Source organism: Streptomyces sp. NPDC056580 (genome assembly GCF_042793175.1).
In the GTDB taxonomy this organism is placed as follows: Bacteria; Actinomycetota; Actinomycetes; order Streptomycetales; family Streptomycetaceae; genus Streptomyces.
In genome coordinates, this window is sequence record NZ_JBHTVE010000015.1 from 148,631 (window position 1) to 162,343 (window position 13,713).

The following is a 13,713-nucleotide window of genomic DNA, read 5'->3' on the forward strand; positions in this document are numbered from 1 at the left end:
AGGACGTGAATCTGGTGGGTGGAATTGTTCGCAGGGAATAAAAACGTGAGTCGTGTAACCCAGAGGGCCAGCGAACTGGCCCTGGATGAGACGGCGGTCACCGCACTTCGGGCCGCGCTGAAGACCACCGCCGACGAGGTCGTCCAGGCGATCATCGACGAGGTCCCTTCCTACGCCAACGCCCTTTCGGGCAGCATGGGCGGCACCATCCGCCGAGCCGTTCGCACCGCCCTCGGGCACTACCTGGACCTCGCGAGCGGGAACGCCACGGGCGGCGACGGCGGTGACGCGGCCTACGAGCTGGGCCGCGGCGAGGTGCGCGACGGCCGTTCGATGGACGCCCTGCTCAGCGCCTACCGCGTCGGCGCCCGCGTGGCCTGGCGATGCCTGGCAGCGGGTGCCGTACACGCAGGTCTGCCCGCCGCCGAGGTCGCCAAGTTCGCCGAGCTGACGTTCGCCTACATCGACGAGCTCTCTGCCGCGAGCGCCGCGGGCCACGCCGACGAACTGGCTGCCCGGGGCAGGGCCCACGAGCGCCACCTGGAACACCTGGCCCGCGACCTCCTCGCCGGCGCGAGCCCGGACGTGCTGCTGGCCTCTGCTCAACGGGCCGGATGGCAGCCTCCGGCTTCGCTGACCGTGGTCCTGCTGCCCGCCGCCCAGGCCCGGCCTGCCTACCGCACGCTCGACCCGAGCACCCTCGTCCTCGACGATCAGCCGGACGCCACCGGTGTGCTGCTCGTCCCCGATGCCGACCGATCACATCTCTTGCGGCAGCTGACCAACCGCACCGCCGTGGTCGGTCCGGCCCGGCCATGGACTCGTGCGTCCGCCTCGTACGCACGAGCCGCACGCGCGCGCTCCCTCTCCTCCGATATCCGCGACACCGAGGACCACCTGCCCGAGCTGGTGCTGAGCGCCGACGTGGACGCGTTCGCAGACCTGCGTGCCCGAGCCCTCGCACCGTTGCGGACCTTGCCTGTCACGACCGCACGGCGGCTGGAGGAGACGTTGCGGGCGTGGTTGCTGCACCAGGGCAGGCGGGACGAGGTGGCGGCGGCGTTGTTCGTCCATCCCCAGACCGTCCGGTACCGGATGTCGCAGCTGCGGGAGCTGTTTCCGGATCTCGCATCGCCACACCGGGTCCTCGAACTGACGCTGGCGGTCGGTCTTCGGGCCAGTTGACGCGTACTTCGACCGTCCACGAACTCCCGGCGCATCCCGGCATCGTGCTCGGTGTCTACCTGGACGTCCTTGCAGCCGGGACGGTTCGCGTGAGCGACGCGATCAAGGTGCAGCAGGTCGGCTGACAGGGAGCGTTCCACCACGAGTCGCCCACCTGCCGATCCGTCAGGCCCGCGTCTCGCACGACCAGCCACACCCGGTCGCGGCTGAGCGGGAGTTGGCCGAGGAGGACGCCGGTCGCGTCGAGCAGGGTGTTGGCGAAGGCTGGAGCGACCGGGTTGAAAGGGCGGACTGTCGGCCGCGACGCCCGTTTGACTTCCGAGTACGCCGCCAGGATCTCCAGCGGATCACGCTCGGTGGCTTCGGAACGCTGGTACTCGGTGCCGTAGGCCTGGCAGACGCGGGCCGCGTCAGCCAGAGCCCAGGGCGTGTACTTCATCGACGGGCTCTTCAGCCAGGGCTGTGGCCGCTCCGGGGTGCTGTAGCGTGCCGCCGCTGCGGCGATCAGCGGCAGCAGTGAGCCGGGGGATGCCGCCGGACGCGCTGACGGTGTTCGTCCTCCGTCACCAGCCGGTCGTAGAGGTATGCAGCCATGGCGGCGTGGAGGTTCTCCTGTCCCCGTGCGCGTAGTGTCGCTATGTCCGGCGCATCGCAGCGTTCAGTACTGCTCGGTCTCCGTGAAACCCGTGTCCACGCCGTCGGCGCCGAAGGCGTCCGCAGCGGAGGACGGGTTGAATCCGGGCGGGCTGTCCCTGAGACCGAGACCCATGCCGGCGAGCTTTTCCTTGACCTCGTCGATGGACTTCGCACCGAAGTTGCGAATGTCGAGGAGGTCGGCCTCGGAGCGGGCGACGAGCTCACCCACGGAGTGGACGCCCTCGCGCTTGAGGCAGTTGTACGAACGGACGGTGAGCTCCAGCTCCTCGATCGGCATCACCAGATCGGCGGCGAGGGCGGCGTCCACCGGGGACGGGCCCATGTCGATGCCCTCGGCGTCGATGTTCAGCTCGCGGGCGAGACCGAACAGTTCGACCAGGGTCTTGCCCGCGGAGGCCATGGCGTCACGTGGACGCATGGCCTGCTTGGTCTCGACGTCGACGATCAGCTTGTCGAAGTCGGTGCGCTGCTCGACACGGGTGGCCTCGACCTTGTACGTGACCTTCAGCACGGGCGAGTAGATGGAGTCGACCGGGATACGGCCGATCTCCTGGCCCACCTGCTTGTTCTGCACGGCGGAGACGTAGCCGCGACCGCGCTCGACGGTCAGCTCCATCTCCAGCTTGCCCTTGCCGTTGAGCGCGGCGAGGACGAGGTCGGGGTTGTGCACCTCGACACCGGCCGGGGGCGCGATGTCGGCGGCGGTGACCAGACCCGGGCCCTGCTTGCGCAGGTACATCACGACCGGCTCGTCGTGCTCCGAGGAGACCACGAGCTGCTTGATGTTGAGGATCAGGTCGGTGACGTCCTCCTTGACGCCCGGCACGGTGGTGAACTCGTGCAGGACGCCGTCGACGCGGATGCTGGTGACAGCAGCGCCGGGGATCGACGACAGGAGCGTACGGCGGAGGGAGTTGCCGAGGGTGTAGCCGAAGCCCGGCTCCAGCGGCTCGATCACGAACCGGGAGCGGAACTCGTCGACGACCTCTTCGGTCAACGAGGGACGCTGAGCAATGAGCACGGGGTGTTGCCTCCAGTGGTTTGGCGCCCGCTATGTGACGCCGTAGACAACACGAAGGGTACGGGGCGATACGGGTTCATCGGCCTAGGAAGAGGCCCGACCGCCCGACTCCAACCCAGCGAGGAGATCTCGAGTCTCCCATCCGCCAGCCGCCCCCACTGCCGTTTCTGCTTTGCCCGCGTCCGGATCCCGGCCGAGCAGGACGGCCGGACAGGCATGCCCGGCCACGGCCGTGTCACGTTACACGCGACCACTCGATGAGAAGCCTCGCGGGTGCGGCCCGGCCGGCCTTCCTGGGGGCGGGTCCCCTTTCCCAGGACGGCGTGTGCTCACCGCGAACGACGCAACAATGTGGCCGTGATTGATCCGAAGTTCGCCCAACTGGCCGTGGAGCTGCCGTAAATGGATTATGGCGGGCCGTGCGCGCTCTTTCGCCGGCGTCGGCCGAATGACTGCGGTGGCGACTGCCTCCGCCGAGACACCTCGAAGGGCCTTCCCGAAGTGTGCGCGGGAAGGCCCTTCCAGGAAAAGAGATGCAGTCAGTGCTTGAAGACGTCCTTGGTCTTCTCCTTGGCCTCACGGGCATCCCCCGTGCTCTTTTCAGCCTGTCCTTCGGCGGTCATACGGTCATTGCCGATGGCGCTTCCCGCGGCCTCCTTGACCTTGCCCTCGGCCTGCTCGGTCTTCGCCTTGGCCTTCTCGCCGGCAGTCATGGACAGCGCCTCCTCGTCATGTCGGTGCCGTTTTCGCTGTAGCCCCCTCGTGCCCCGGCTCTCCCTGCACAAACAAGTAGCATCTGCTGAATGCAAGTCGCATCTGCTGAATGAAGGAACATTCGCGGGGAATACTGCGGCCCAGGAGGTCGATAACCATGGTTCCCTTGCTGCTCGTTCTGCTTCTCGCACTCGTCCTTTTCGGCGCCGGTTTCGCCGTCAAGATCCTTTGGTGGGTGGCCCTCGCCGTCCTGGTGCTGTGGCTGCTCGGCTTCGTCATGCGCTCCACGAGCGCGGGTGGCGGCCGCGGTCGCTGGTACCGGTGGTGAGCTGACCCGTACTCACCCCTTCGTGGGGCCTGGCCGGTACCGGCCAGGCCCCACTTGTGTCGCCTTCGCTTGTGTGGGCGGTTGGAAGCAGGCGGTGACGTCATTGCCGCGGGCGCAACGGCGGACCTGCCAGTCGTCGGCGAGGGCGTCAACCAGGAGCAGCCCGCGTCCCCCGCGGGCGCCGTCATCCGAGTGGCGTTGCTCGGGCAGTTGCGGTGAGGCGTCATGCACCGTCACGTGCAGGCACTCCTCGTCCCAGGTGAGGATGAGCTGCGCGGTGCTATGGGCGTGGACATGGGCGTTGGTGACCAACTCCGAGACGGTCAGCACGACCGAGTCCACCAGATCCGGTGCTCTCCGTTCCCATCCGAGCGCGTTCATGTGGGTACGCGTCCAGTCCCTGGCCTCCCTCACTCCAGTACTGATCGGCAAGGGGCGAGCCCACCCGATAGCCCTCAGGGATGAGTCCTGCGCCATCGTTTCTCCTTCAGTCGACTCACGGATCCCTGTCCCGTCTGCCCGGCACACAGCAGCCCCAAGATCACGGCCGTCCGGCCGCCGCTGTCCCAGGGGGATCAGCATCCGGGGTGACTCGGGCATGGCCGCAGGCGTAGGGCCTCTTCCAGTGCTTCCTTGACCGGGACCGGCAGGGGTTGTCGGCGGCGGGCCCAGGCGATGACGTCTTCGGCGACGGTGTGCAGTTTGGTGTTGGCGAGCTGGGAGGCGACGCGCGGCACGGTGAAGCCGTCGTCAGGGCTGAGCTGGTGCAGGCACATCAAAACGCCGATGGCCTGGGCGACGGTGGCGTGTGAGAAGACGGCCTGGCGGAGCTGGATGATTTCCTTTTCCAGCCGCGCCACCTGCTTGTCACAGCCTGCCCATGCAGGGTGCCCCTTGCCGTTGTGCGGGCTCGGCTCTGCGGGGTGGTCGGGTTGGGATCTCATACGGGGCAGTCCTCAGGCGGGGGAGGGGGCTCGCCGCGTCACTCCTCACTTGCCCACGGTGAGTGGGGCCATCCGGAAGGCATTCGCTTGCCGCACTCCGCAAATCTATGGCGCATCGCTGGGGCAGCCTGCGACCGGACCGGTCACACGGCGAGAGCTTCGTGGAGTGTGGAGTAGCAAGGGATGACGGTGTCGAGGCCGACGATCTCCAGGGTGCGCATGACGGAGTCCTGTGCGCCGGCCAGGCGCAGTCTCCCTGACCACTCGCCATCGGGCTCATCCTGTTCCTCCTCGGCTCCGTGGGGTACGCCGTCGTCGGCCGACGCCACTGGCGGTACGCCCCCTGACGCCCCCGATCGGGGGACGAATCCGTGGACCCCGACGCCACTGCACCCGTGACCCGCTTACTGGCCTGTGCCGACGGGGCGCCGCCCCGATTCCGGTCGCAACCCCTGCTCCACCCGCAGCACGAGGGGCGCCAGGGCGACTCCGGAACGCCGGCGGGTTCTCCGGCCGGACCGGGCGGGTGGCCTCCCAGCGGGAAGACGTGCCAGCTCACAGCCCTGCCCCTCGATCGCGTGGTGGCAGGCATGGGTTGAAAATGATGGGGTAACCGAAGCGCCGTCGGCCGTTTCACAGCGGGCCGTGGCACGAGTTCGAATCCGGGAGGGGACCTACATGGCGCTCATGAGCACGCTGGACACGCAGACCACCGAGCTGCCCGAAGTCGCCGACCCCTCCCGGGTGGCGCCCAAGGATGCCCGCGAGCTCTCCCGGTTGTTCTTCGAACAGCTGGCAGTGCTGGAGGAGGGCACGCCCGAGTACAGCTACGCGCGCAACACGCTGATCGAGATGAACATGTCCCTGGTCCGCTACGCGGCCGGCCGCTTCCGCAGCCGCGGACCGGAGGAGATGGAGGACATCGTCCAGGTCGGCATGATCGGCCTGATCAAGGCGATCGACCGGTTCGAGCTGTCCCGCGAGGTGGAGTTCACCTCCTTCGCCATCCCCTACGTCGTCGGGGAGATCAAGCGGTTCTTCCGTGACACCACCTGGGCCGTGCACGTTCCCCGGCGGCTGCAGGAAGCCCGCGTCCAGCTCGCCCGGGCCACGGAAGAACTGCGAAGCCGGTTGGGCCGCACGCCGACGGTCAAGGAACTGTCGGAGCTGATGAGCCTGCCCGAGGACGAGGTGATGGAGGCCCGTCTGGCCGCCAACGGCTACAACTCCTCCTCTCTGGACGCCGCCATCGGCGGCAGCGAGGACGGCGAGAGCGCCCTCCAGGACTTCATCGGCGTCGAAGACGCCGCGCTGGAGTTGGTGGAGGACTTCCACTCCCTGGCCCCGCTGATCGCCGACCTGGATGAGCGCGACCGGCAGATCATCCACATGCGCTTCGTGGAAGAACTCACCCAGGGCCAGATCGGCGAGCGCCTGGGCGTCTCCCAGATGCACGTCTCCCGGCTCCTGTCCCGCTGCCTCGCTCGCCTGCGCGAGGGCCTGCTCACCACCGGCTGACAGCCGGCTGTCCGAGGTCTGGGCAGCGAGGCGTCCGGAACGGCCGGGCGACAGGCGATGACGTCATGAGGCGCCGGGCAGGCGACTAGTGCACGCGGACGGGGCCGGGCGCGTGCTTGTGAGGTGACCAGTTCGCTGATCACCGGCTGGGGGAGCCCACGATCCGCTCGGAGACTGCAGCCATGGACCCTTGGACGCCGTCGCCGGAAGCGGTCGGCAAACGCATCACGGCCCGGATCCTCCTGGACGTCTGGGTGGGCGAGCACCGACCCGGTCTCATCTCCGAACGGCGGTTTCTTCTCTGCAGAGCTAAGCGTGCTCCTGCAGGTCCTCGGCGGGCGGCGGCACGGTGGAAGCACGCGGCATACAGCCGCCGGTTCGGCGCGTCCTGGAGCTGACGGGCGACGTCCAGTTCCCGCAGAGGATGCCGCACGCTCTGCCCGGGGCTTGACGGACAGGGCGCCAGGAGCAGGCATGGCCAATCGGGCTCCTTCCGAGCGTAGGCGAAAGTCGATTGGGTCGATCCCGGTCGGTGCCGTACAGTTCACCGTACCGACGCGGGGTGGAGCAGCTCGGTAGCTCGCTGGGCTCATAACCCAGAGGTCGCAGGTTCAAATCCTGTCCCCGCTACTCAGACGTGAAGGCCCGGTGTCCACCGGGCCTTCACTGCGTGAGGGCCAATTCGGATCTGTCAGCCGGCGGCTTCGACGCGGGCCTGTGACCAGCGCCCGGCACCGAAACGTCGCCTCCTCCAGACCGATCACCGACTCCAGCGACGTCGCCAACTCACGCACCGAAGTCCGCAGGAACACATCGCGGTCCAATGGGATCTCCACTTCCGAAACCTGTTCCATGCCGGCTCCCTCGCCCTCGGGCCACGGTGGCAGCGCGACCGGCGTGGCCTCTCTTCGTTCGACGGCACCTGGTTCTGTCAGTGCCCTCCAGCCTGCTACCACCGGTCTCACCGAACTCCCGGCGGATGACTTTCGCGGGATCTGCCGGTCACCCGGCAGACACAGATGGTTCACCGGGCACGCGTGGGTAACCCGACCGATGGCTCCCACCGGCTGCGCACAGCACCGGCCGGCGGCGGCCCAGAGCCACCCGCGCTGGAGGAACCTCGTGAACGGCGAATCGACCATCCCATCGTGCGAGACGCGCTTCCCGGCAGTCACGGAGAGCATCACGGCCGCCCGGCACTGGGTCCGCGACTGCGTGGAAGGTTTCGGCGGCCCGCTGCGCCAGCACCGGATGATCCAGACCGCCGAACTGCTCGTCTCGGAACTGATCACCAATGCCATCCGCCACGGCTCCGGCCCGCCCCTGATCCAGCTCACCTGGAACGGGCGGTGGCTGCGCATAGCCGTCAGCGATTCCAGCGACCGCTGGCCCCGCAAGCGCGCCACTGCGAACACCGAGCCCGGAGGTTTTGGCATGCAACTCCTCGACCGACTCGCCCGACGCTGGGACGTCACCCCGGGGCACCCCGGCAAAACGGTCTGGGCCGAACTCAGCCTCGACTCCTGAGCGCGGTGCGGAGCTGACCACCAACAGCCTCGTCCACGGCGCCGGCTCGGGCACGCTGCGGATCTGTGCCGAGAGCGACCGGATCGTCTGCGAGGTCCACGACGGCGGACAACTGAACGATCCCCTGGCCGGTCGCCGCCCGCCCTACCCTCCGCAGCCCGGCGGCAGGGGACTCCTGCTCGTCCACCCACTCGCGGACCTCGTCCGTGTCCACACCGGCCCCGACGGCACTACCATTCGCCGCTACCTCCCCGGATGACCACGACAACGCGGCGGGCCCCGCTCACTCACTCATGTGTTTCGCCTCCGGCGACGGGTTTTCGATGACTCCTCATCTGGAGCGCGTTGCCGCCCCGACATGCTGGGGCGGCTGCCGACCCCCGTGTCCGACCTCGAGCGCGGTTCGCGCCAGCCCGCGTAGCCAGGCGGGGCGGGGTCGGTGTCGTAGCGCTGATGCCACGACAGGTATATCGGCGCCGACGGCAGTTCGAGCGGCAGGGGGACCACCGGCGGATCATGTGGCCGTGATGGCACCAAGTTAGTCCTCGCGGGCCGGACCGCGCCCGGTTGCGAGGCGTTTCTGCCCCTCGGGCATGGGCAGGACCGCCAGTGGGGTGTCTGCAATGTTCCGCAGCGTTTCCGGCTGCAGGCCGGCCTTGCCTACCGCCTCGATACCGCGGACCACCGTCAGCAGCAGTGTCGCCAACCGCTCCGGATCCGCAGCGCTGTCGATGTCGCCGTGGCGCTGGGCGGCGCTGATCTCCGTCCGCAGCAGGGTCAGCAGTGCCGTCATGGTCTCGGCCGACCGTCCGGCGACCGTCGGATCGTGTTGGGCCAGTTCCGCCGCGCCCTTGGCCAACAGACACCCGCGGCGCTCGGTCTCGGAGGCGGTGTTCTCCGCCATTAGGTGAACGTATTCCGACAGCCGGGCCAGAGCCTCTGCGTCCGGGCCACCTGCCAGCCGTCCTTCGGCCACCTCGACGACTGCGGTGCACCAGTCGTCGAACACACGGTGGAACGGCTTGCCCTTGTCGCCGAATGCGCCGTACAAGCTGCCCTTGCCGAGGCCGGTCGCCTGGGCGATGTCGTCCATCCGGGTTCCTGCATAGCCGGTCGCCCGGAACTGTTCCCGGGCCCGCTCCAGGACTTGGCGTTCGTCGAATGCGCGTGGTCTCGCCAGGGGCAGCCGCAGGGAGCGCCGGGCCTCGCCGGAAGCGGGGCCCATGGGAAGCTGCTGCTCCCTGGTGGGCGCGCATCCCGTCCGCAGCACGAAATTCCATCTGCCCCTGGCCCACGCGCACAAACCTCGGGAGGCGCTCGTTGGGGTCATCGCAGCACTACGATCACGCGGCGGCCTTTGCGCGTCTGTGCTGGCACGGCGCAGTGTCGAGGACCTGGGCTCGGCTGATAGCGGTGTCTGGATCAAGCAGCGTCCCTCCGCATGGGCCCTGTTGGTCGCGAGTCCTGGCCCACCGCTGATGGACACGCCGGGGATCCCGGACGTACCGATGAAGTACGTCATGGGGCGGCAGGCGGCGTCGGTCCCTTGGCGCTGGGGGTTCCAGCAACGGGCGACCGGGGCGTTCTTCCGGAACGTTCAGTCCATGAGTCAGCGGTCGAGCTTCTGAGGGCTCTCGTCGCGCTCGGGTCACTCGGTGGTTGGGAGCCAGGCGGTTTCGGCGTCCTCGGCGGTCAGGTAGCTGGGGAATACCTGTTCCAGCCCGACGATGCGGAAGATCCGGCTGACGCGGTGGGGCACCGCGGCCAGGGCGATACTCGCATCTGATGCCAAGGCATGGTTGCGCGCAGCGATCAGCACGGTGATGCCACTGGAGTCGCAGAAAGTGAGGCCGCCGAGGTCGAGGACGAGCTGCTGACCTGCGTGCAGGCCGAGCCCGGGCAGCGCATTGCGGACTTCGTCGGCGGTGTGGTGGTCCAGTTCCCCGGCGAGTTCGATGACCGCTCCGGCGGGGGTGGTGCGGGTGTGGAGGGTCAGGTGCTGGGTCACTTCTGCTCTTCACTGGTGGGTCGGGGCACGTGGATGGCGAGGACGGCGGTGTCGTCGTCGACGCCGGTGCCGAAGGTGTCGAGCAGGTCGCGGATCGCGCCGATGGTGGCGGATGCGGTGGTGGGCGCGAGGGTGCGGCCGAAGTCGAGGAGGGCGTCGTCGCCGTAGCGTTCCGCGCCGCCGGCGGTGGCGTTGATGTGGGCTTCGGTGAGGCCGTCGGTGTGCAGCAGCAGCGTGTCGCCGGGGGCGAGGTGGATGGTGGTGGTGGCGATGTGGGCGTCGGGCAGGACGCCGATGAGCTGTCCGCCGGGGGTGGGCAGGTAGTCGGCGGTGCCGTCGGCGCGCATCAGCATGGCGGGCGGGTGGCCGCCGCTGGCCAGGGTGATGTGGAAGCCGCCTCGGTCGGGGTCGGGGGTGAGCAGGCCGAAGACGACGGTGCAGAAGCGGGGGTCGGTGCCGTTGTACTCGTGGTTGAGGACCGTGTTGAGGTTGGCGAGGACGGCGGCCGGGTCGGGGTCGTAGACGGCGGCGGCGCGCAGGGTGTAGCGGGCCAGGGAGGTGACGGCCGCGGCGGCGGCGCCCTTGCCGCACACGTCGCCCAGGAACAGCCCCCAGGTGCCGGCGGACAGGGGGAAGAGATCGTAGAAGTCGCCGCCGACCTCGTCGACGGAGGCGATGTGGTAGTACGCCGAGACGTCCAGGCCGGGTACGTTCACCAGCGCCGGCGGCAGCAGAGTCTGCTGCAGGGTGGTGGCCAGCTGCTGGAGGCGCTCGCGTTCCTGGTCGGCTTCGTGGCGCGCGCGCAGGAGTTCCGTTTCGTAGGCGCGGCGGTCGCGGGCGTCGAAGACGGTGGTGCGGATCAGCAGCGGCTGCCCGTCACTGCCGGTTTTCACCGTCGAAGAGACCAGGACCGGCAGGCGCGAGCCGTCGGCAGCCTTCAGTTCCAGGGCGATACCGCTGACCTCGCCCTGCATCCGCAGCAGCGGGGCGAAGTGTGTCTCGTGGTAGAGCCGGCCGCCGACGCTGAGCAGCTCGGAGAAGTGCTTGCGGCCCACCAGGTCATCGCGCCGGTAGCCGAGCCAGTCCAGCAATGTGGCGTTGGCCTTGACGATCCGGCCGTCCAGCAGCGTGGACAGATAGCCGCACGGCGCCCGCTCGTACAGGTCTTCGGAGCTGTCCTCGAGGAGTGCGGCGAACCGCGCCTGCTCATCGGAGGATCCCTCGCCTCGTTCCGGCTCCCCGCCGTCTTCGTCGTCGGTCGTGCACATCATCGGACCGCTCCCGCGAATGCGGCGATGGCCGCAGCGGTCTCCTCGGGGGCGGCGAGCTGGGGGCAGTGTCCGGTGGCGTTCAGCGTGATCAGGCGGCTTTCCGGGATCTGCGCGTGGACGAACGCGCCCACCTCGGGTGGGGCGATCGCATCGTTGGAGCACTGGGCGACCAGCGTGGGGACACCGACCTTGGCGAGGTCGTTCCGGTTGTCGGACAAGAACGTCACCCGGGCGAAGACCCGGGCGATGTCCGGATCTGTGCGGCAGAAGCTGTTGGTCAGCTCCTCACCCAGTTCCGGACGGTCGGGATTGCCCATGATGACCGGTGCCATCGCGCCGGACCAGCCCAGGTGGTTCGCCTCCAGCGACTCCAGCAGCTCCTCGATGTCATCGGCGCTGAACCCGCCCCGGTAGCCGGTCGCCGGTTCATCGATGAAAGACGGCGAAGGCGCGAGCAGCACCAGCCCGGCGAACGCCGCGGGCTCCCGCACGGCGGCCAGCACGCCCATCATGGCGCTCACCGAATGCCCCACGAACGTCACCGGACCGAGCGTCAGCTCCCGGCACAGCTCCAGCAGATCCTCGACGTACCCCTCCAGCGACGAGTACCGCTCAACGCTCCACGCCGACAGATCCGAGTTCCCAGCACCCACGTGATCGAAAACAACGACGGTGAAGTCGCGCTCCAGGGCCGGCACCACCAGACGCCACAAATTCTGATCACACCCGAACCCGTGCGCCAGCATCACCACCGGTGCACCGGCACGCCCGGTCACCCGCACATGGTTTCTGCTCCGCGCATCCATACGGCCCATCCTCGCAGAGTCAGCACAGGATCCCGTGAGCCCGGCGCTCTGGCCGGCGCCATCGTCGCGAGGCTTGGTGCCGGCCATGCCGGCCGCGTCTCGTCCCGCCCGGGCCTGACGACCTTGCTGGTGCGGCGGCGGAACAGGCCGTTCGGTCGTGCGGGACCGAGGTCGCTGATGACGGTGCTCACCGCATCGGCGGTCGCCGCTGGCGTGTCAGGCCCGCGCCCTCGCCGACGGGCTCACCCCGGCTGCGGTCACCGAGGCGGCGTCCTCACGGTTGCCGTCCCGCTGCCTTGCCCGGCAGTGGGAGGGCATGCTCACCACCGGCTGAGACCTGCAGGGAACCCGGCTCGCACCCACTGCGACACCGACAGCTGCCGCTCATCGACCCGCCGTTCCAATGGTCCGCCTTCGACTCGAGGTGACGCACGACGGCGGCATGGTGCCAGTTCCGGTCGTAGGCGACCGGTGCTTCGAGTCAATTCGCTCGAACGAGCGGGCTGACGTGGGTGGAAGCCGGTTGGGCCGAGAACCGTAGGTGGGTGCCTGTCCTACGGCGGGGTCTGACTTCTGAGATCTCTGACCGAGGTGTCCTGATCACACTGTGTCGACCGCCGGCCAGGGGACTGCGCACTGTTGGTCTCGGGCTGATGGACGTGTCTCGACAGGGGCTTGCCGGAAAGGCGTCATCACGATTCTGACCGTCCGCACGGCCCGCTACCGGCTACGCGATAAGCCGTCGGCCTGAAAGGGAACGAGCATGACCGGCACGTCCTCCGCTTCGCGTCCTCGTCGGCGTCGGCCGGCGGGGGAGGTGGTCCTGGGCGTGGACACGCACCGGGATGCCCATGTGGCCGCTGTGCTCTCCCTGGTTGGGGAAGTGATCGGCACCAAGGAGTTCCCGGCCGGCGCGGCCGGCTACCGCAACCTGCTGGGGTGGGCCAGGGCGTCGGGTACGGTGCGGCGGGCCGGAGTGGAAGGGACCGGTTCCTTCGGGGCGGCCCTGTCCCGCTACCTGCTGGCCCAGGGCGTGGACGTCTTCGATGTGAACCGGTTCGACCGGGCCGACCGACGACGGCGAGGCAAGTCCGACCCACTCGATGCTGAGAACGCGGCCCGGGCGGTGCTGAGCGGGCGGGCGCGCGCCCAGGCCAAGACGGGCGACGGGCCAGTGGAGATCGCCCGCATGTACAAGCTGGCCGAGGACTCGGCGGTCAAGGCCCGCACCCAGGCGATCAACCAACTCAAGGCCGTCCTCATCCGTGCCGATCCGCACCTGAGAGAGGAACTTGCCGGGCTGGGCAACGCAGAACTCATCCGCACCTGCGCCGGGCTCGTCGACGACAGCCTGAACCACGAGACCGGCGGGGGAGCGGTGCTTCACGCCGCCCACGTCACCCTGGGACTCCTGGCCCGGCGCATCAGGCAGCTCAGCGACGAGGTCCAGGACCTGGAAGGCCGCCTGACCCGGTTGGTGGAGCGCCACGCGCCGCAGCTGCTCGAGGTGGTGGGCATCGGTCCGGACACAGCCGTCACTTTGCTGATCACGATCGGGGACAACCCCGGAACGCCTGGGCAGTGAGGCGTCCTTCGCGGCGCTGTGCGGGGTCAGCCCGGTCGAGCGTTCCTCGGGCAGTCGGCAGTAACGTCGCCTCATCCGGGGCGGCGACCGGCAGGCGAACGCGGCCCTGCACCGGATCGTGCAGACCCGCCTGCGCGTCGACCCGCGCA

17 protein-coding genes, 1 tRNA gene and 1 pseudogene are annotated in these 13,713 nt (G+C 68.9%); 8 read left to right on the forward strand and 11 right to left on the reverse strand.

Annotated features, from left to right (window positions below; all coding sequences use genetic code 11):
• The first annotated feature begins 45 nt into the window (after positions 1–45).
• The gene (locus ACFQ9Z_RS30365) at positions 46–1,185 is read left to right on the forward strand and encodes a helix-turn-helix domain-containing protein (RefSeq protein ID WP_383026113.1); all 1,140 of its coding nucleotides are present in this window, start codon (positions 46–48) and stop codon (positions 1,183–1,185) included.
• Positions 1,186–1,240: 55 nt separating this feature from the next.
• On the opposite strand, the gene ACFQ9Z_RS30370 is transcribed toward ACFQ9Z_RS30365, so the two are convergent.
• From ACFQ9Z_RS30370 to ACFQ9Z_RS30380, 3 genes are all read right to left on the reverse strand, one after another.
• Positions 1,241–1,624 (reverse strand): hypothetical protein, encoded by a 384-nt coding sequence (locus tag ACFQ9Z_RS30370; RefSeq protein ID WP_383026497.1) that lies wholly within the window; start codon positions 1,622–1,624, stop codon positions 1,241–1,243.
• A 219-nt stretch (positions 1,625–1,843) separates the two neighbouring features.
• On the reverse strand, positions 1,844–2,863 hold the full coding sequence (locus ACFQ9Z_RS30375) for a DNA-directed RNA polymerase subunit alpha (protein ID WP_383026117.1): 1,020 nt from the start codon (positions 2,861–2,863) through the stop codon (positions 1,844–1,846).
• A gap of 539 nt (positions 2,864–3,402) precedes the next feature.
• On the reverse strand, positions 3,403–3,576 hold the full coding sequence (locus ACFQ9Z_RS30380) for a CsbD family protein (protein WP_383026120.1): 174 nt from the start codon (positions 3,574–3,576) through the stop codon (positions 3,403–3,405).
• Positions 3,577–3,734: 158 nt separating this feature from the next.
• Between ACFQ9Z_RS30380 and ACFQ9Z_RS30385 the strand changes: the two genes are divergently transcribed.
• Positions 3,735–3,905, forward strand: coding sequence for a hydrophobic protein (locus tag ACFQ9Z_RS30385; protein WP_184966629.1), 171 nt, complete (start codon positions 3,735–3,737; stop codon positions 3,903–3,905).
• Between the two features lie 12 nt (positions 3,906–3,917).
• On the opposite strand, the gene ACFQ9Z_RS30390 is transcribed toward ACFQ9Z_RS30385, so the two are convergent.
• The 3 genes from ACFQ9Z_RS30390 to ACFQ9Z_RS30400 form a co-directional block, all read right to left on the reverse strand.
• On the reverse strand, positions 3,918–4,382 hold the full coding sequence (locus ACFQ9Z_RS30390) for an ATP-binding protein (RefSeq protein WP_383026123.1): 465 nt from the start codon (positions 4,380–4,382) through the stop codon (positions 3,918–3,920).
• Positions 4,383–4,480: 98 nt separating this feature from the next.
• A complete protein-coding gene (locus ACFQ9Z_RS30395) occupies positions 4,481–4,849 on the reverse strand; it encodes an ANTAR domain-containing protein (RefSeq protein WP_383026126.1) in 369 nt (122 codons plus the stop codon).
• Between the two features lie 143 nt (positions 4,850–4,992).
• The gene (locus ACFQ9Z_RS30400) at positions 4,993–5,178 is read right to left on the reverse strand and encodes an STAS domain-containing protein (RefSeq protein WP_383026131.1); all 186 of its coding nucleotides are present in this window, start codon (positions 5,176–5,178) and stop codon (positions 4,993–4,995) included.
• A 349-nt stretch (positions 5,179–5,527) separates the two neighbouring features.
• Here ACFQ9Z_RS30400 and ACFQ9Z_RS30405 point away from each other — a divergent pair, with 349 nt between their 5' ends.
• Together ACFQ9Z_RS30405 and ACFQ9Z_RS30410 are read left to right on the forward strand one after the other, a co-directional pair.
• Positions 5,528–6,367 carry an RNA polymerase sigma factor SigF gene (locus tag ACFQ9Z_RS30405; RefSeq protein WP_383026134.1) on the forward strand — a complete coding sequence of 280 codons (840 nt, stop codon included), beginning with the start codon at positions 5,528–5,530 and terminating at the stop codon, positions 6,365–6,367.
• 556 nt (positions 6,368–6,923) lie between these two features.
• Positions 6,924–6,997, forward strand: a tRNA-Met gene (locus ACFQ9Z_RS30410).
• On the opposite strand, the gene ACFQ9Z_RS30415 is transcribed toward ACFQ9Z_RS30410, so the two are convergent.
• Positions 6,979–7,221, reverse strand: a complete 243-nt coding sequence (locus tag ACFQ9Z_RS30415; RefSeq protein WP_383026138.1) for a hypothetical protein — start codon at positions 7,219–7,221, stop codon at positions 6,979–6,981. The two genes, ACFQ9Z_RS30410 and ACFQ9Z_RS30415, sit on opposite strands and share 19 nt — an antisense overlap.
• Positions 7,222–7,489: 268 nt before the next feature.
• Between ACFQ9Z_RS30415 and ACFQ9Z_RS30420 the strand changes: the two genes are divergently transcribed.
• Positions 7,490–7,894, forward strand: a complete 405-nt coding sequence (locus ACFQ9Z_RS30420; RefSeq protein WP_383026142.1) for an ATP-binding protein — start codon at positions 7,490–7,492, stop codon at positions 7,892–7,894.
• Between the two features lie 7 nt (positions 7,895–7,901).
• Positions 7,902–8,153, forward strand: a pseudogene (locus ACFQ9Z_RS30425) (ATP-binding protein); the annotation flags it as partial.
• A 279-nt stretch (positions 8,154–8,432) separates the two neighbouring features.
• Here the strand turns inward: ACFQ9Z_RS30425 and ACFQ9Z_RS30430 are convergent.
• The 4 genes from ACFQ9Z_RS30430 to ACFQ9Z_RS30445 form a co-directional block, all read right to left on the reverse strand.
• On the reverse strand, positions 8,433–9,074 hold the full coding sequence (locus tag ACFQ9Z_RS30430; protein ID WP_383026478.1) for a TetR/AcrR family transcriptional regulator: 642 nt from the start codon (positions 9,072–9,074) through the stop codon (positions 8,433–8,435).
• Positions 9,075–9,542: 468 nt separating this feature from the next.
• Positions 9,543–9,902 (reverse strand): STAS domain-containing protein, encoded by a 360-nt coding sequence (locus tag ACFQ9Z_RS30435; protein WP_383026145.1) that lies wholly within the window; start codon positions 9,900–9,902, stop codon positions 9,543–9,545.
• Positions 9,899–11,170, reverse strand: coding sequence for a PP2C family protein-serine/threonine phosphatase (locus ACFQ9Z_RS30440; protein WP_383026482.1), 1,272 nt, complete (start codon positions 11,168–11,170; stop codon positions 9,899–9,901). The genes ACFQ9Z_RS30435 and ACFQ9Z_RS30440 overlap by 4 nt, the downstream gene beginning before the upstream one ends.
• Positions 11,170–11,979, reverse strand: a complete 810-nt coding sequence (locus ACFQ9Z_RS30445) for an alpha/beta fold hydrolase (RefSeq protein WP_383026150.1) — start codon at positions 11,977–11,979, stop codon at positions 11,170–11,172. The genes ACFQ9Z_RS30440 and ACFQ9Z_RS30445 overlap by 1 nt, the downstream gene beginning before the upstream one ends.
• Before the next feature lie 829 nt (positions 11,980–12,808).
• Between ACFQ9Z_RS30445 and ACFQ9Z_RS30450 the strand changes: the two genes are divergently transcribed.
• Both ACFQ9Z_RS30450 and ACFQ9Z_RS30455 read left to right on the forward strand, forming a co-directional pair.
• Complete coding sequence (locus tag ACFQ9Z_RS30450; RefSeq protein WP_383026153.1) at positions 12,809–13,564, forward strand: transposase; 756 nt, start codon at positions 12,809–12,811, stop codon at positions 13,562–13,564.
• Complete coding sequence (locus ACFQ9Z_RS30455; RefSeq protein ID WP_383026487.1) at positions 13,554–13,628, forward strand: transposase; 75 nt, start codon at positions 13,554–13,556, stop codon at positions 13,626–13,628. The genes ACFQ9Z_RS30450 and ACFQ9Z_RS30455 overlap by 11 nt, the downstream gene beginning before the upstream one ends.
• Positions 13,629–13,713: the final 85 nt, after the last annotated feature.